This window comes from Sphingopyxis sp. MC1 (assembly GCF_000371385.1).
GTDB lineage: Bacteria > Pseudomonadota > Alphaproteobacteria > Sphingomonadales > Sphingomonadaceae > Sphingopyxis > Sphingopyxis terrae.
Window position 1 is genome coordinate 452,616 of record NZ_AOUN01000002.1, and the last position, 16,439, is coordinate 469,054.

The 16,439-nt window shown below is 66.0% G+C and carries 16 protein-coding genes; 6 read left to right on the forward strand and 10 right to left on the reverse strand.

Going from position 1 to position 16,439, the window contains the following annotated elements:
- Window positions 1–18 precede the first annotated feature (18 nt).
- Complete coding sequence (locus EBMC1_RS02705; protein ID WP_003040164.1) at window positions 19–267, forward strand: hypothetical protein; 249 nt, start codon at window positions 19–21, stop codon at window positions 265–267.
- Here EBMC1_RS02705 and EBMC1_RS02710 read toward each other — a convergent pair.
- Together EBMC1_RS02710 and EBMC1_RS02715 are read right to left on the reverse strand one after the other, a co-directional pair.
- Window positions 251–1,024 (reverse strand): CDP-alcohol phosphatidyltransferase family protein, encoded by a 774-nt coding sequence (locus tag EBMC1_RS02710; protein WP_003040168.1) that lies wholly within the window; start codon window positions 1,022–1,024, stop codon window positions 251–253. The two genes, EBMC1_RS02705 and EBMC1_RS02710, sit on opposite strands and share 17 nt — an antisense overlap.
- Complete coding sequence (locus tag EBMC1_RS02715) at window positions 1,024–1,758, reverse strand: phosphatidylserine decarboxylase (RefSeq protein WP_003040171.1); 735 nt, start codon at window positions 1,756–1,758, stop codon at window positions 1,024–1,026. Before EBMC1_RS02715 ends, EBMC1_RS02710 begins: the two co-directional genes overlap by 1 nt.
- Window positions 1,759–1,904: 146 nt before the next feature.
- Here EBMC1_RS02715 and EBMC1_RS02720 point away from each other — a divergent pair, with 146 nt between their 5' ends.
- Together EBMC1_RS02720 and EBMC1_RS02725 are read left to right on the forward strand one after the other, a co-directional pair.
- Window positions 1,905–3,119, forward strand: a complete 1,215-nt coding sequence (locus EBMC1_RS02720) for an NADP-dependent isocitrate dehydrogenase (protein WP_003040174.1) — start codon at window positions 1,905–1,907, stop codon at window positions 3,117–3,119.
- A gap of 78 nt (window positions 3,120–3,197) precedes the next feature.
- A complete protein-coding gene (locus EBMC1_RS02725; RefSeq protein WP_003040176.1) occupies window positions 3,198–4,973 on the forward strand; it encodes a cation:proton antiporter domain-containing protein in 1,776 nt (591 codons plus the stop codon).
- Here EBMC1_RS02725 and EBMC1_RS02730 read toward each other — a convergent pair whose 3' ends face one another.
- Entirely contained in the window at window positions 4,974–7,916 is a 2,943-nt protein-coding gene (locus EBMC1_RS02730; RefSeq protein WP_003040179.1) for a M16 family metallopeptidase, read from the reverse strand.
- Between the two features lie 85 nt (window positions 7,917–8,001).
- On the opposite strand from EBMC1_RS02730, the gene EBMC1_RS02735 reads away from it, so the two are divergent.
- Complete coding sequence (locus EBMC1_RS02735; protein ID WP_003040183.1) at window positions 8,002–8,862, forward strand: carbon-nitrogen hydrolase family protein; 861 nt, start codon at window positions 8,002–8,004, stop codon at window positions 8,860–8,862.
- Between the two features lie 127 nt (window positions 8,863–8,989).
- Here EBMC1_RS02735 and EBMC1_RS17710 read toward each other — a convergent pair whose 3' ends face one another.
- Both EBMC1_RS17710 and EBMC1_RS02745 read right to left on the reverse strand, forming a co-directional pair.
- Entirely contained in the window at window positions 8,990–9,316 is a 327-nt protein-coding gene (locus EBMC1_RS17710) for a hypothetical protein (RefSeq protein WP_162928292.1), read from the reverse strand.
- Between the two features lie 82 nt (window positions 9,317–9,398).
- Window positions 9,399–10,190 carry an NUDIX hydrolase gene (locus tag EBMC1_RS02745; RefSeq protein ID WP_003040189.1) on the reverse strand — a complete coding sequence of 264 codons (792 nt, stop codon included), beginning with the start codon at window positions 10,188–10,190 and terminating at the stop codon, window positions 9,399–9,401.
- A 92-nt stretch (window positions 10,191–10,282) separates the two neighbouring features.
- Here EBMC1_RS02745 and EBMC1_RS02750 point away from each other — a divergent pair, with 92 nt between their 5' ends.
- Window positions 10,283–10,945, forward strand: a complete 663-nt coding sequence (locus tag EBMC1_RS02750) for a DUF4126 domain-containing protein (RefSeq protein ID WP_003040193.1) — start codon at window positions 10,283–10,285, stop codon at window positions 10,943–10,945.
- Between the two features lie 3 nt (window positions 10,946–10,948).
- Here the strand turns inward: EBMC1_RS02750 and EBMC1_RS02755 are convergent, their stop codons facing one another.
- A complete protein-coding gene (locus EBMC1_RS02755; protein WP_003040196.1) occupies window positions 10,949–12,172 on the reverse strand; it encodes an NAD(P)/FAD-dependent oxidoreductase in 1,224 nt (407 codons plus the stop codon).
- Window positions 12,173–12,305: 133 nt separating this feature from the next.
- Between EBMC1_RS02755 and EBMC1_RS02760 the strand changes: the two genes are divergently transcribed.
- Entirely contained in the window at window positions 12,306–14,117 is a 1,812-nt protein-coding gene (locus EBMC1_RS02760) for a diguanylate cyclase (RefSeq protein ID WP_003040198.1), read from the forward strand.
- A gap of 39 nt (window positions 14,118–14,156) precedes the next feature.
- On the opposite strand, the gene EBMC1_RS02765 is transcribed toward EBMC1_RS02760, so the two are convergent.
- The 4 genes from EBMC1_RS02765 to EBMC1_RS02780 form a co-directional block, all read right to left on the reverse strand.
- Complete coding sequence (locus EBMC1_RS02765; RefSeq protein WP_003040202.1) at window positions 14,157–14,783, reverse strand: SCO family protein; 627 nt, start codon at window positions 14,781–14,783, stop codon at window positions 14,157–14,159.
- On the reverse strand, window positions 14,770–15,255 hold the full coding sequence (locus tag EBMC1_RS02770; RefSeq protein WP_003040204.1) for a copper chaperone PCu(A)C: 486 nt from the start codon (window positions 15,253–15,255) through the stop codon (window positions 14,770–14,772). Before EBMC1_RS02770 ends, EBMC1_RS02765 begins: the two co-directional genes overlap by 14 nt.
- A 170-nt stretch (window positions 15,256–15,425) precedes the next feature.
- Window positions 15,426–15,929 carry a DUF2244 domain-containing protein gene (locus tag EBMC1_RS02775; RefSeq protein WP_165760650.1) on the reverse strand — a complete coding sequence of 168 codons (504 nt, stop codon included), beginning with the start codon at window positions 15,927–15,929 and terminating at the stop codon, window positions 15,426–15,428.
- A gap of 77 nt (window positions 15,930–16,006) precedes the next feature.
- Entirely contained in the window at window positions 16,007–16,417 is a 411-nt protein-coding gene (locus EBMC1_RS02780; protein ID WP_003040210.1) for a DUF2946 family protein, read from the reverse strand.
- Window positions 16,418–16,439: the final 22 nt, after the last annotated feature.

Genomic DNA, 16,439 nt, shown 5'->3' on the forward strand with positions numbered 1-16,439 from the left:
AGCCGAAAGGACAAGAAAATGGTTCAGGTCGCCGCCGCTCTTCTCTTCGCAAGTGCCGCCGGACTGGGTGTGCTGGTGATTCTCGCCATGCTGCGCACCAATGGCGATGCGATCTTGTCGGCGCTTGCCGGCGAAGGCGCCTTCCCGCACGGCTCATCCCCCCAGACCGGCCCGGCCGCGACCGTCGTGCCGCTACGCCGCCGCGGCATGCCGCGAGGCGTTCGCACCCCGGTTCGCGTTCAACCGCTGATCAGCCGCGCCGCCTGACTTTCGCGTAGCTCGCAAGTCCGAAGGGCAGCAGCCCGACATAGAAGACGCAGATCGCAAGCAAGGTCGGCCACGGCGCGGTGACGAGCGCCGCGCCGAGCAGCCCCACCCCCGCCAGCGCGAACAGCCGCCACGACCGGCGCAGGCGGATCGACGACCAGCTGTAGGTCGGGATTGCCGAGATCATCAGCATCGCGACGCCGAGCGCCCACGGCATGACGACATACCATTCGCGGAACAGGTCGCTGCCGGTCGAAAGCCAGAGATAGACGGGAACAAAGGCAAGTCCCGCCCCCGCAGGCGCCGGAATGCCGGTGTTGAAGCCCGCCGACTTGTGCGGCTGGACATCGGCGTCCATCCGCGAATTGAACCGCGCCAGCCGCAGCGCGCAGCCGACCGCGAGCGCCAGCGCTGCGGTCCAGCCGAATTTCGGCGCGTCGTCCAGCGACCACAGAAACAGGATCATCGCCGGCGCGACGCCGAAGGCAATGACGTCGGAGAGGGAATCGAGTTCGGCGCCGAATTTGCTCTGCGCGCGCAGCAGGCGCGCGATGCGCCCGTCCATCCCGTCGAGCACCCCGGCGAAGATCACCGCCGCCAGCGCCTTTTCCCATTCCTCGCCGATCGCGAAACGCACGCCCGTCAGGCCGAAGCACAGGGCGAGCGCGGTAATCGCGTTGGGCGCAAAGGCACGCAGCGGAATGCCGCCGATACGGCGCGGGTCGACGCCCGTCCGCGGATCGCGATCGCCCGCCATTATTGCCCGATGCCGTCGATCGTGTCGCCCTTGCCGAGCCGGGCAACAATCGTTTCGCCGGCCAGCGTGCGCTGCCCCAGCAACACCTGCGGCGCCGTACCCTGCGGCAGATAGACATCGACACGGCTGCCGAAGCGGATCAGGCCGACGCGTTGGCCCGTCGCAAGCTCGGTTCCCATGCTGACGAAGGGCATGATGCGCCGCGCCACCAGCCCCGCAATCTGGGTGAAACCGATGCGCACCCCGTCGGCGCGTTCGACGACGAAATGCTGGCGCTCGTTTTCCTCGCTCGCCTTGTCGAGATCGGCGTTCACGAACTTGCCGGGGATATAAACCAGCTTGCGCAGCGTCCCGGCAACCGGGGTGCGATTGATATGGACGTCGAACACGCTCATGAAGATCGATACGCGCAGCATCGGCGCATCGCCCAGCCCGTCGGCCCCAGCGATTTCGGGCGGGGGCGGGACTTCGGCAATCTGGGTGACGAGCCCGTCGGCGGGTGCGATGACCAGGTCGGCACTGGTCGGCGTCACGCGCACCGGGTCGCGGAAAAAGGCGCCGACCCACGCGGTGATTCCGGCCATCAGCCAGCCGGCGATTTCCCAGCCGAGCAGCCAGAAACAGACGGTGACGATCGCCGCGATCAACAGGAATTTGCGGCCCTCGGGGTGAATCGACGGCCAGCGCCACTTGATGCCGCCGCCGGGGCGGTTGGAAGAGATGGTGGTGGACATGCGGGTTGTTCTAGGGCGCGCATCGGGCACTGACAATCGCTTATCCCGCCCCGCCCGCTCGTGGGACGGCACCAGGGCGGTTGAACATTGCCCCGGCTTTGCCTAAGGCCCCCTGCAATTCGACTCCCCAAGGAAAAGGCAGCAGCATGGGCAAGATCAAGGTAGTCAACCCGGTCGTCGAACTCGACGGCGACGAAATGACGCGGATCATCTGGCAGTGGATTCGCGAACGGCTGATCCTGCCCTATCTCGACGTCGACCTGCATTATTACGACCTCGGCATCGAGGAACGCGACCGCACCGACGACAAGATCACCGTCGAAGCCGCCAATGCGATCAAGAAATATGGCGTCGGCGTGAAGTGCGCGACGATCACCCCCGACGAAGCGCGCGTCGAGGAATTCGGCCTCAAGAAGATGTGGAAGTCGCCCAACGGCACGATCCGCAACATCCTGGGCGGCGTCGTGTTCCGCGAACCGATCGTCATCAAGAATGTCCCGCGGCTTGTCCCCGGCTGGACCGACCCGATCGTCGTCGGCCGTCACGCCTTCGGCGATCAGTATCGCGCCACCGACTATCGCGTCCCCGGCCCCGGCAAGCTGCGCCTGGTGTTCGAAGGCGAGGACGGCACGATCATCGACGAGGAAGTGTTCCAGTTCCCCTCGTCCGGCGTCGCGATGGCGATGTACAATCTCGACGATTCGATCCGCGATTTCGCGCGCGCCAGCATGAATTATGGCCTCGCGCGCGGCTGGCCCGTCTATCTGTCGACCAAGAACACGATCCTGAAGGCCTATGACGGCCGCTTCAAGGATCTGTTCGAGGAAGTCTATCAGAACGAATTCAAGGCCAAATTCGAAGCAGCCGGCATCATTTACGAGCATCGCCTGATCGACGACATGGTCGCCTCGGCCCTCAAATGGTCGGGCAAGTTCGTCTGGGCCTGCAAGAATTACGACGGCGACGTCCAGTCGGACACGGTGGCACAGGGCTTCGGCTCGCTCGGCCTGATGACCAGCGTGCTGATGACGCCCGACGGCCAGACCGTGGAATCCGAAGCCGCGCACGGCACCGTCACCCGCCACTACCGCATGCACCAGCAGGGCAAGGCGACCTCGACGAACCCGATCGCGTCGATCTTTGCCTGGACCGGCGGGCTCAAGCATCGCGGCAAGCTCGACGGCACGCCCGAGGTGACGAAGTTTGCCGAAGACCTTGAGCGTGTGTGCATCGAAACCGTCGAAAGCGGCAAGATGACCAAGGATCTCGCCCTGCTGATCGGTCCCGATCAGAACTGGCTGACCACCGAGGGCTTCTTCGAAGCGATCGTCGAAAATCTCGAAAAGAAGATGGGCGCCTGAGCCATAGGGCTTAAACAACCGAAAAGGTTGGGATAGGCATCTAGCCAATCGGGGCCGGCCTGCATAAGGTCGGCCCTTATGGTAAGTGAACAGGACACATCGGCTATCGGCAACGCGCTGGTGGTGCTGGGGGCGGCGGGAATCGTCATCCCGGCCTTTGCGCGCTTTCGCATCTCGCCGGTGATCGGGTTCATTCTCGTCGGGCTGCTCGTCGGGCCATCGGGGCTCGGCGCGCTCGCCGCCGATTATCCGTGGCTGCGGCACATCACCATCGCGTCAAGCGAAGACATCGCGCTGTTCGGCGAATTCGGCATCATCCTGTTGCTCTTTTCGATCGGGCTCGAACTGTCGTTCCGACGCCTGTGGCAGCTGCGCAAGCTGGTCTTCGGCATCGGGGCCGCCGAACTGTTGCTCGGCGGCGCGATACTCGGCACGGCGCTGTTCCTGCTAGGCGATCATTCGACCGCCGCGGCCTATGGCCTCGGCATCGCCCTCGCCCTCTCATCGACGGCGCTGGTGCTGCCAATCGCGGGCACCAAATCGGCCGTCGGCCGCGCTTCCTTTGCGATGTTGCTGTTCGAGGATCTGGCGATCGTCCCGATCATCTTCGTTCTCGGCGCGCTGTCCCCCATCGCGGCGAGCGACAATACCGAGCTTATGCTGACGACGCTGTGGCAGGGCGCGCTGGTCGTGGCGATCCTCGCGGTCGCGGGCTGGTTCCTGCTGCCGCGCATCTTTGCGCAGGCCGCGCGCGCCAAGGATCCCGAGCTGTTTCTGGCGGCGAGCCTGCTGGTCGTGATCGTCGCGGCGCTGGCGACCGCCGCGGTCGGCCTGTCGCCGATCGTCGGCGCGCTGCTGGCCGGCCTGATGATCGCCGAGACCGAATATCATGGCGAGGTCGAAGCAATCACGGCGCCTTTCAAAGGCCTCGCGCTCGGCGTGTTCCTGATCAGCGTCGGCATGGGGCTCAACCTCAAGACGATCGCGGCGCAATGGCCCGAGCTGATCGCCGCCGTCGTCGGCGTGGTCCTGATCAAATCGATCGTGACCGCAGCGCTGCTGCGCTTTTCGGGCGCCGCGCGGCGCGGCACGGCGGCCGAGGTCGGATTGCTGATGGCCAGCCCGTCGGAAACGACGCTGATCGTCCTTGCAACGGCGCTGCAGGCGCAGCTCATAAGCCGCACCACCGCCGAATTCTGGCAGCTCGTCACGGCAATCGGCCTGACGATCACGCCGCTCCTCGCCCGCGTGGGCCACGATGTCGCGCGCCGGATCGAGATGCGCAGCGGCGACGCGCAGGAAGAAGAAACGCCCGAAGGCCGCACCGTCGTCGTCGGCTTCGGCCGCGTCGGGCGCACCGTCGCCGAATTGCTGCGCGAACATCAGCGACGCTATGTCGCGGTCGACGCCGATATCGACACCGTCGCGGCGGCGCGGCGCGACGGTTTTTCGGTCCGCTTCGCCGATGTGGCCCGCCCCGGCAGCCTCGACCGGATGGGGATCGAAAATGCCGACGCGATCGTGCTGACGATGGACGATCCGGTGCAGCAATTGCGCATGACGCGCCAGCTTCGCCAGAAATATCCCGAGCTGCCGATCATCAGCCGCGCGCGCGACGCCGATCATGCCGCGGCGCTCTATCGGGCCGGCGCCACCGACGCGGTGCCCGAAACGCTCGAAAGCTCGCTGCAACTCGCCGAAGCGGTGCTGGTCGATCTGGGGGTTGCGATGGGGCCGGTCATCGCCTCGATTCACGATGTCCGGGCGCGCATGCGCCACGACATCATGACCAAGGGCGAGCTCGCCGACGAACCGCGCATCCGCAAGCTGCGCCGCCCCGAAGGCAGCGCCTGACTATTTGCCGCCGCCGATGGCTCCGGCATCGAGCGCCGCCGCCTGCGCCAGCGTCATTCCCTTCGGCAACACCGCCAGCGACCATTTCCGCCCCGGCACCAGATATTGCCGCGCCAGACGCTGGATGTCGGCGGCGCTGATATTCGTCACATCGTCCTCGATCGCCATCGCCGCCTTGATATAGCGCGGATCGCGCGTCGCCCCCTCGAGCAGATACATCCAGTAAAGATTGCCGGTCGTCGCGCGCGCGACCTGTTCGCGGATCGGCCCGGCGTTGCGCGCGAGTTCATCGGCGCTGACCGGCCGCGCGACGAGATCGGCGGCAATGTCGTCGGCGATGCTGTAGAGCCGGTTCACATCCTTTGGTGCCAGCAGACTGCCGACGAGCAGATAACCGCCGCTTTTTTCGAAACCCGTCGGCCAATGGCTGTCAACGACCGGGCCATAGCTTGCGCCCTGTTCAGCGCGCAGCCGGTCGAACAGGCGATCGTTGAAGATCGCAGCGAGCACATCCATCGCCCGCGCGTCGCGCATATTGTCGATCCCGCCGCTCGTCGGCCAGGCGATCATCGCCGCCGCCTGCCCCTTGTCGCCGGTGTGATAGGCGACGAACGGCTTTGCATTATGCTGCGCGAAGGCAACGCTCTGTCCGCCCGGCGGTGCGAGCGGCTGGCGCGGCGCAAGCGCCCCGAAACTTTCCGCAAGCAACTGCTTATAATCGACCGATTCGAGATCACCGAAAATCTGGACCTCGATCGGGCCGCTTTTCAGGCGCGGTTCCCAGAAAGCGCGAAAGGCGGCGGGGGTCAGCCCTTCGATCGCGGCGCGCGACGGCGGCGCCCAGCGCGTGTCGCCGCCTGCCAACCACCCGCGCAGATTGCGGTCGAGCACCGCGTTGGGCGTCGCGTCATTGAGGTCGAAACCGGTCAGCAGGCCAACGCGCAGCCGCTCGATCGGCGAGGCATCCCAGCGCGGCGCCGCGAGCTTCGTCGCCATGAGGCGCAGCTGATCGCGCAGATCGGCGGGGTTGCTCTCTGCGGTCATTTCAAAGGCGTCGTCGTCGATGTCGAAGCCCATCTGGATCTGGCGCCCGTTGGTTGCCTGATCGAGCTCGTTCTGGCCCCAGGGACCGACACCGCTTGCCATCAACGCATAATCGCCGGTCCACAGCAGATTGGGCGCGTTCCCCGCGACGCTGCGATTGCCGCTGCCGAAGCGGACGTTGACGCGCACCTTGCCGGGTTCGACCTTGTTGTCGGCAACCAGCGCTGTCACGCCATTGGCGAATTCGAGACGCTGGACGCGCAGCCCGGGGAGCGGCGTTTCGGATGCGATCGTGCCGGGCTGCCCCAGCGCGGGAAGCTGGCTGAAATCGACCTTCGCCGCCGCGACGCGATCGTCGCGCGCGGTGACGGGCGCGGCAAGCGCAGCGAGCAACGCCTTGTCGCCGCCTTCGATCGGCGTCGGCGTCGTCAGCACGAGCCGCGTGACGGGCGCCGCGAAAATCGCCCGGCTGATGTCGAGCATCACCTGCGGCGTCGCCGACGCGCGGATCGCGGCGAACATATCGACCTGCCCCTTGGGGCTCGTCACCGTCTCGCCGATATCCACCGCGCGCACCATGTCATCGGCGAGGCGCGACCCCGGCTCGTTGGGCGCATTTTCCAGTTCCTTGCGCAGGAAAGCCTCGATCTCGTTCGCTTCGCGGTCGATATCGGCCTGCGACGGCGGCGTCTGGACGGCATCGGCGATAACCCCGCGCACGTCGGCGAGCGCGGCCTTCCAGTCGCCGAGCGGGACGATTTCGGCCGAGGTGACATCGGCGCTGCGGCTGACATAATCCTGGCTGACGGTGGCCACGAGGTAGCTGCCGCCGCTGCGCGCGCGATTTTCCAGCCGGCGATTGACGAGCGCCTGCGCGAGATATTCGAGGTAGAGGCGCCGGGTGTTTTCGACGGTATCGACGCGCTTTTTCCACGGCCGGATCATCGCGAGCGTCAGCGCGAGCGGCTGGTTCGCCTCGACGATTTCCTTCGCGACCGGTTGCGACGGATCGGGCTTGCCGAAATCGGGCTGCGCCGGATTCGCACCCGCTTCTTTCCAGTCGCCGAAATATTTGCCGATCAGCATGGCGAACTGTGCGGGATCGCCATCGCCGACCATCACGACAACGGCGCGGTCGGGGCGATACCAGCGATCGTGAAACGCCTGAACGCTGTTGGCGTTAGCCGCACCGAGCGCCGCAGTGGTTCCGATCGGCGAGCGTTCGCCGAGCAACTGTCCTGCGAACAGATGCGCGCTCGTCGCATCGGCGATGCGCTTTTGCGGCCCGTCCTGTTCGCGCAGTTCGGACAGCACGACGCCGCGCTCGGCCGTCACCGCGGCATCGGTGATCCGCGGTTCGCGCACCATGCCCGACAGCAATTTCATGCTTTCGTCGAGCGTCGTCGATGTCACGCTGGGCAAGTCGAGTTGATAGACGGTCTGCGTCGGCGTCGTTTGCGCGTTCGAATCGCTGCCGAAGGTGACACCGAAACGCTGCCAGATGCGCTTCGTCTCACCATCGGGAATATGCAGCGAGCCGCGGAAGGTGAGATGTTCGAGCAGATGCGCAAAGCCGCGTTCGCTGTCCGTTTCGAACATCGACCCGACATCCATCCGCACCCGGATCGACACCTGTCCCGGCGGCACGCCGTTGTTGCGAACGGCGTAGCGCAAGCCATTGGGCAGCACCCCGAAGCGCCAGCCCTCATCGCGCGGAATATCGCTGCCTTCATAGAGCCAGTCGCTTGCTTGCCCCGCGAGCGTCGATGCGGCCGCCGGTGCCGGCGTCGTTTGCGCCGAAGCGAGCGGCGCGATCAGCAGCGCCAGCGCGCTGGCGCAGGCGGGAAGCAGGAAAAGGGAGAGCGATCGACGCGCAGTCGACGGGGGAGAGACGGACATTGCGGCTATTTATCGCTTTCGAACCTTGCTGGCCACTGAACTGTCACAGCTTGTCCTTCGCGAAGGAGGCGCCTAGCCAGAACCGATGCAACGCCCACCGCACGCCCCGGTTGCCGCCATCGTTCAAATGACGAGCGGAATCGATCCCGACGCCAATCTGCGAGTGATCGACCGCGCGCTGGCCGCGGCGGCCGCCGAAGGCGCCGCGATGGCCTTTTTCCCGGAGATGTCGCTGCTGCTCGATCGCGATCGGCAAAGATCGGCCGCACATATGCAGCGCGAGGTCGACAGCCCATGGCCTGCGGCGCTCGCCAAGATGGCGCGGCGCCACCACATCTGGCTCCACAGCGGATCGATGCCCCTGCTCGCCGACGACGGCGAGCGCCGCGTCAACCGCAGCCATGTGATCGACGACAAAGGCGAGATCCGCGCGCGCTACGACAAGATCCACATGTTCGACGTGACCCTGCCGACGGGCGAGAACTGGACCGAATCGGCCGCCTATGTGGGCGGGGACGCCATCGTCCTCGTCGATACGCCGCTCGGCCGGCTGGGCCTTTCGATCTGTTATGATCTGCGTTTTCCCGAACTCTATCGCGCACTGGTCGACGGTGGCGCCGAACTGATCGCGATCCCGGCCGCCTTTACCGTGCCGACCGGCGAGGCGCATTGGCACCCCCTGCTCCGCGCCCGGGCGATCGAAACCGCCTGTCATGTCGTCGCGGCGGCGCAAGCGGGAACGCACGCCGACGGGCGCGCGACCTTTGGCCACAGCCTCGCTGTCGATCCCTGGGGGACGGTGTTGACGGACGTGGACGCGCAACAATCCAGTGGCGCGGCGAGCTATGATATCGGCTTCGTGGCGATCGACGCCGAGGCGCGTAACCGGGCTCGCGCGGCCATCCCCCTCGCCCGATCGCGCGCGGTGCGGAATATAGAGCTTTAGGCTGGGGGCCTTAAGTCAGGCGCTGCCATCATGCAGCATCGCAGCATGTAGAATCGGCGCATGTAGAATCACAAAGGGCCCCGAGCAAAGCCCGGAGCCCTTTGGTATCGGTTTGACCCGGAGCCTGTTACGGGCTGGTCGGGCTGTCTTCGTTGTTATCCGAAGCGATGATGATACCGCCGATGATAGCCGCGAGAGCGACAACAGCGATGATCCAGCCGCTGCCTTCCAGCTTGCTTTCACCGTTGAGTTCCGAATTGGCGCGAGCCGAGTCGAACGACTGAGCCGACGCGGCGATCGGCGCCGCCAGCATCGAGGTCGCCGCGAGGGAGATCGCAGCCTTCTTAAGCAGGTTCATCTTATTCTCCGTCCACTGGATATATCGTCTCGATCCACACCGCGAAATGGCTTTCCCGCCATGGACCTGCCCGATCGGTTTAAGCGTAATTGCCATCGATTGCAATCATCAATTCCCTATTTCGGTACTAGTTAGCAAATTGCTAAATATTGCAAAAGTTGCGCAACTGGTCGCGATTCTAACCCCGCCTGACTTGCTCGAACGCTTCGCTGGTCACGGGGTAGCCCAAATGACCCGGAATGCACAGATGCGGGGTGCCGTCCCGCTCCTCTATCCACGGCGTTACCAGTTCGACCGGATAATTTTTCGCGTGGCGAGCGAAGCCCGCAAAATCCTCGGCCTGCGCGATTCGTTCGAGGTTGCGGCGGGTGGGGAAGATAACCGACACATCGCCGCGATCGGCGAGCGCCAGCGTATCGCGGGCGCTGGACCAGAAAATATGGCTATGCTCGGCCTCCTCGACCGTCAGTTCATGCCCGTGCGGCGGCGCCGCAACGGCATAGAAGCGCGTGTCGAAGGTTCGCGCTTCCTTGAAATTGGGGCACCAGCGCGCAAAGGGCACCAGCCCGCCGAGTTGGATCGGCGCCCCATGCGCAGCCAATATGTCCGACAGCAACGTGCCGCCCAGAAGCGCGCGGCGAACATCGGCAAGGTCGGGTTCGGCAAGGTCGGGAAGACCGACGCCAAGCCCCGTTTCCTCGAGCGTTTCGCGCAAGGCCGCGACTCGCGCCGCGCCTTCGGCCGGATCCTCGCCAAAGCCGTAACGCTCCGCGACCAGATGATCGTCGGGATCGACGCGGCCACCGGGAAAGACGACGGCCCCCGCCGCAAACGCCATGTTGCTCGCGCGCTTGACCATCAATATCTCGTCGGGACCATCGTTGCCGGAAGGCCGCATGATGACGAGCGTGGCGGCCGGGATAGCCCCGTCGGGCAGCTTGGGCGATTGCGATGGCGCGGGATCGGTCATGAAAATTCGATAACTAGGCTTTGCGCGCTTGTCATCTGCCATTGCCGCCAGCGACGACGGCCCCATTGCCCCGGCATTCAAGAGGGTGCAAGATGCCGCATCTTGGCGCGGCCGGAGGCAAGGCAATGGGATTGGCCGAAATATTGGGGGTCGCGGGCAGCATCAGCCTGTTGTCGGGCTGGCGTCTCTACCTCACGATTCTGGCAACGGGCGTCGCGATGCATTTCGGCTGGCTGCCGCTGCCCGAACATTTGCAGGCGCTGCAGATATTGGCGAACCCCTGGGTCATGGGCGTCGCCGCGATCGGTACGATCGCCGAGTTTCTGGCCGACAAGATCGCGTGGGTCGACAGCATCTGGGACAGCGTCCACAGTATTGTCCGCCCGCTCGGCGGCGCGTTGCTGGCGCTCGCGCTCGTCGACAGCGCCGATCCGGCGTGGCAGGTGATCGCTTTCATCCTCGGCGGCGGCGGCGCGCTCATCAGTCACAGCGCCAAGGCAACGACCCGCGCGGTCGTCAACATCAGCCCCGAACCCTATAGCAATGCCGCGGTATCAACCGGCGAAGACGTCGCGACGACGGGACTTCTCGCGCTGGTAATCGCCTTTCCCGCGGTCGCCATCGTCATCGCCCTATTGCTGCTGATCGCCGCTGTCCTCGTCATCATTGCGCTGCGAAAATTGCTCCGCAGCGTCAGAGGCGGGCTCAAACGCGCGCTCGGCGACCCGGCAGACGCCCCGCCGCCCATCGTCTGATCGTCAGCCTGTCATCAGTTCCTTGAGGGGTGTGTCGGTATCGGCGAGCTGTTCGGGGGTTGCGGCGGTGCCGGCAGTGACGAGCATGCGGCCCTGGACATAATCCTTGGTGGCGTTGACGCAGTCGAGCGCGATGACCTTGCCGGCTTTCAGGTAGACGACCGAGAAGCTGCGGCTGGCGGGATCGCCGCGCAGCACCGCCTGGTCGTGGCCGGTCGAGAGCCCTGCGGTCTGGAGCTTGAGGTCATATTGGTTCGACCAGAACCAGGGGATGGCATGATAGGGCGCTTCGGCGCCGCAGATGCCCTTGGCCACGACATTCGCCTGATCATTGGCATTCTGCACCGATTCGAGGCGGATCACCGCGCCTTCGGCAAAGTCGTTCGCATGCGCCGCGCAGTCGCCGATCGCATAGATGTCGGGCAGGCTCGTCCGGCACAGCGGATCGACCAGCACGCCGTTGCCGCCCTCGGCCCCCGCCGCGAGCAGCGGTTCGACCGCGGGGACGATACCGATGCCGACGATGACGAGATCGGCAGGAATGACCTCGCCGTCCGCCAGCCGCACGCCGGTGACATGCGTGTCGCCCTCGATCGCCGCGACCTGGGCGCCGAGCCGCAGGTCGACGCCATGATCGCGGTGCTCCTTCTCGAAGAAGCGCGACAGATCCGCGCCCGCGACCCGCGCAAGCACGCGGTCGAGGGCCTCCAGCAGCACGACCTTCTTGCCCGCCTTGGTCAGCACCGCCGCCGCCTCGAGCCCGATATAGCCGCCGCCGATCACCACGATCTGCTGCGCGGTCTCCGCCGCCGCCTTCATCGCGTCGGCATCGGCGCGCGTGCGCACCCCCTGCACCCCCGGCAGGTCGCCGCCGGGGATCGGCAGCATCCGCGGATGGCCGCCGGTTGCCCAGACGAGCTTGCCATAGCCGATGGTCTCGCCGCCGTCGGTGGTGACGCGGTGCGCGGCCGGATCGACCGTCACGACGCGGCGCCCGAGCAGCATCGTCACGTCGCGCTCGTCCCAATATCTGGCGGGGCGCAGCTGGATGCGCTCGAACTCTTTCTCGCCCGCGAAATATTCCTTCGACAAGGGCGGCCGCTCATAGGGAAGCTCCGCCTCCTCCCCCACGATCGCAATGCTGCCGGTGAACTTCTGCGTCCGCAGCATGATCGCCGCCTGCGCGCCCCCGTGGCCACCGCCAACTATCAATACGTCGAAGTTCATGGTCCGCCCATCTCCCGGATCGCCGCTCGCGCTGCGCGCGCCGTGACACGCACGGCGAGGCTGCGCAAGCGCGGGCTGCCCCGATCGCCGCATTAACATTTCCCAATCGATGCGATCCTATTAGGGGGGCAGCATGCGTTTGGCGACAATCACCAACTGGGCCTATGCCGCGACGGTCGTGCTGACGATCGCGTCGAGCACGACGATGCTGCTGGCCTCGAACGCGACCGACCGCGAACGGGCGGCGGTCGAGCAGCGATACCGGCTCGATCAGGCGACCGCGACGCTGGAGGAGGATGTTTTCCTGCTCAGCGACCGGGCGCGACAATATGTGAACACCGGCGATCCGACCTATCTGGTCGGCTATCGTTCCGAAGAGGCGGCGCTCAAATCGGTCGAGGAGCGCATTTCGCATATCGGCGACGCCGGGGCATCGACCGGCGAGATCGAAGCGCTGGCCGATGCGGTGCGGCTGGCCGATCTGCTCCACGACGAACAGCGTGCGGCGGTCGCCGCGCACGAAGGCGGCGACGAAGCGAAAGCGCGGCAATTGCTGTTCGGTGCGGAATATGAACGCCAGCTCGACCGCGCCGAACTCGAACTCAAACGCTTCCGTGACCGGCTCGACGCGCGTGTCCAGTCGCAGATCAATTCCGCGACCGAAGTTGCGCGGCTGTGGAAGGGCATTTCGGAGATCACGCTGGCGCTGACCGCGTTGCTGGTGCTGTGCGTGCTGTATTTCGTCTTCAAGCAGCGCGTGCTGCACCCGGTCGTCAAGCTGAGCGACGTCGTCAACCGGTTGGCGGCGCAGGACTTCGCCGCCGAGCCGCCCGCCTTCGACCAGGTCGACGAGATCGGCGATATGGCGCAGGCGATCCGCATTTTCCGCGAAAACGGGTTGGAACGGCAAAGACTGGAAAGCGAACGCGACGCCGATCGCGCGATGCGTGACCTGTTGTCGCGGATGACGCAGCGGCTGCAGGGCTGCGACACGATGGACGACCTGAAAGACGTCGTGCAACGCTTCGTCCCGGAAATCACGCCGGGGCTTGCCGGGCGCCTTTATCTGCTCGACCGCCAGCGCAACATGGTGGTCGAGGCGTGCGGGTGGCAGAACCCCGGCCATTCGCGCGCCGAATTTTCGGCGCTCGCCTGCTGGGCGCTGCGCCGCGGACTGCCGCACCGTCCCGCGGGCGACAATGTCGATGTGCCGTGCGACCATGTCGACCGCAGCGATGCCGCGGCGCCCGTCGACACGCTGTGCCTGCCGCTCACCGCGCAGCGCGAGACGCTGGGCCTCCTTTATTTCGAAGCGCCGGCGGGTAACCCCGGCGCGCTGTCCGGTCCCGAAATCTATCTCGACATGCTGGCGGAGAATATCGGGCTGGCGATCGCCAATCTGCAATTGCGCGAAACGCTGCGCGAAATGGCGCTCGCCGACCCGCTGACCGGTCTGTCGAACCGTCGCCAGCTCGACCAGCTGCTCGGCATCCAGATCGCGCAAGCCGAACGGCTGGGGCAGGATCTGGGCTGCCTGATGATCGATGTCGATCATTTCAAGCGCTTCAACGACGTCCACGGCCACGACGCGGGCGACATGGTGCTGCGCGAAGTCGGCAAGGTGCTGGCGGGCGTGACGCGCGATGCGGGCCTCGCCTTTCGCTATGGCGGCGAGGAGTTTATGCTGCTGCTCCCCGGCCTGTCGGTCGAGGGCGCGACCGAGCGCGCCGAGGAAATCCGTACCCGCGTCGCGGCGCTGGCGCTGGGATCGGAGGCCGGAAATATGGGGCCGGTTACGGTTTCGATCGGCGTTGCGATCACCCCCCTGCACTGCCCGCCCGACCGGCTGGTCCGCACCGCCGACGCCGCCTTGCTGCGGGCGAAAGCGATGGGCCGCGACCGGGTCGAGGTGGCGCAGCAGCGCGATTCCTTCGCCGCGGTCTGACGGGCCGCGCCGCCAGGACGCAGCCCGCCGATCGCAAGGTCAGGCAATGATGCGCTTCAGCTTTTCGAGCGCCGTCTTGTCATTCTCGTGATAGTCGATGGTGGTGACGAAGCGGCCGTCCTTGTCCATCAGATAGATGGCGGCGGTGTGATCGACCGTATAGTCGCCGCCCTCGATCGGCACCTTGCGGACATAGACGCCATATTCCTTCTGGATTTGGGCAAGCTGGGCATCGGTTCCGGCCGCCCCGATGATCGGCGTCTTGAACAGCGCGACATAGCTGCCGATGTCGGCGGGCCGATCGTGCTGCGGATCGACCGAGACGAAGACGATGTCGAACTTCATCCCGTCGGGACCGAGCTGCTCGCGGAGCTGCGCCATGCGCGCGAGGCTGGTCGGGCAGACGTCGGGGCAGCGGGTGAAACCGAAGAAGATCGCGAAGGGCCGGCCCTTCAGCGTCCGGTCGGTGAGCGTCGAGCCATCGGCCGCGGTGAGCGTGAAGGGGCCGCCGATCGCGGCGCCGGCGGAGGCGGCCGGCGCGCTCTTGCTGCCATCTCCGCCACCAACCGCCAATATGACGCCGAAGACCGCGGCGACGGCGACGAGCACCCACAGGATGCGACGAACGACGACCATCGGCGGGGTGCCGCCCTCAATGTCCGCCATGACCGCCCTCCATCGGTGCGGTCGATGCGATCGGTTGCACCTTGAAGCGCACGGCGACCTTCCCCTGCCGCGCGAAGGCCAGCGTCGCGGGGATCATGTCGCCCTGCTTGAATGGCTTTTTGAGGCCCATGAACATGATGTGATAGCCGCCGGGCTTGAGTTCGAGCGTGCCACCCGCCGGGATGGCGAGGCCGCCGGTGACCTGGCGCATCCGCATCACCCCGTCCTCGACCTTCATCATGTGGATCTGGACGTCGGCGGCGGCGGGCGAAGTCGCCGAGAGGAGCCGGTCTTCGGTCTTGCCCTTGTTCGTTATGGTCAGAAAGCCCCCGCCGGCCTTTTGCCCCGGCGCGGTTTCGCGCGACCATGGGTGGCCGATGGCGAGCGCGCCGGCGGCGACGCCGTGCGCGAGCAGCGGCGGCGCGGCGACCAGCGCCGTTGCCGCCAACATGATGCGGATTGAAGGATTCATCGAACGATCTCCTGTTGAAAAAATATTGTCTGCGCGGGATGCGCGGCGACCCAGTTTTGAGCGGCTGCCGATCCGACCTGCATCAGCAGGCACAGACCGACAGCCGCCCAGCAGCGGCGGCGAAACCGGCGCAATGCGGCAATGCGGCGAGGCGGAGATGGGGCCATGTCCTACCTCATGTGGTTGCTTGCCGCGAGCGCACGGGCGAGGATCGGGGCGATCTCGCGCCGCTCGTCGAGGTTCAGACAATGCCCGACCTCGAAGCGCTGCATTCGGTGGTGGAAGACGAGTCGGCAGTCGGTCGGCCCGCGCCGCTCCAGCTCGAAGCGAAGCCAATAGGACGGCAGGTCGACGGCCGCCCTGCTGCGCCCGCGCCAGACGAACCGGCCATCCGACAGTTCGAGCCATTCCTCGGGCGGCGGATTGCGCTGGTGCCATTCGAGCGCCAGCACCAGCGCCGCCATGGTCGATAGCGCAAACAGCGGCACGAGCCAGCGCCCCTGCAGCGCGGGCAGGATCGCCATCGCCATGAACAGCAGGATCAGGACGGTAAAGGTCTCGCGCCCGTGCTGCGTCAGGCGCGACCGGTTCTCGCGCATGCGCAGGCGAATGCCATCGGGCGCATCGAACGCGGACGCTTCATCGTCCGCATGCCGCCCCTCGGGACGGCGCATTATTTCGTACATGGACAATCTCCGGCAGGACCACGCGATCAAGGCGCGCGGCTGTCCGACACAGCGGGTTCAGCGTGTCAGGCGTGCGCCGGAGGGCCGCGCAGGGGCGGGCGGAGACGGGAAAGACGGCGCAGCGGCGGCACCGGAAGCGGCGCGAAGCCGAGCGCGAACAGAAACGCGATCGCAGCAAGCAAAAGCGCCGGATCGGCGGCGGCGACGGCGCCATGCGCGAGCGCGGTAAAGGCGCATTCGCCCTTGCCGCCATGCTTGGCGGGCACATCTTCGCCGCCCTTTTCGAAGGGAATCACGATCTGCTGCGCGAGCGGCTGGCCGCCGGGATCGGAGCAGAGGATGACGTCGATCGTCCGCGATGCATCATGGCCGGGCATATAGCCCGCGGGAACCAGCGCTTTCGAAAGCAACGCCAGCGCGACCAGCCACATGGCCAGCCCGCGATGGCGTGCAATCCAGGCGCGTACCCCCGTCATTGGTCCCCTTTACGCCGGCGCG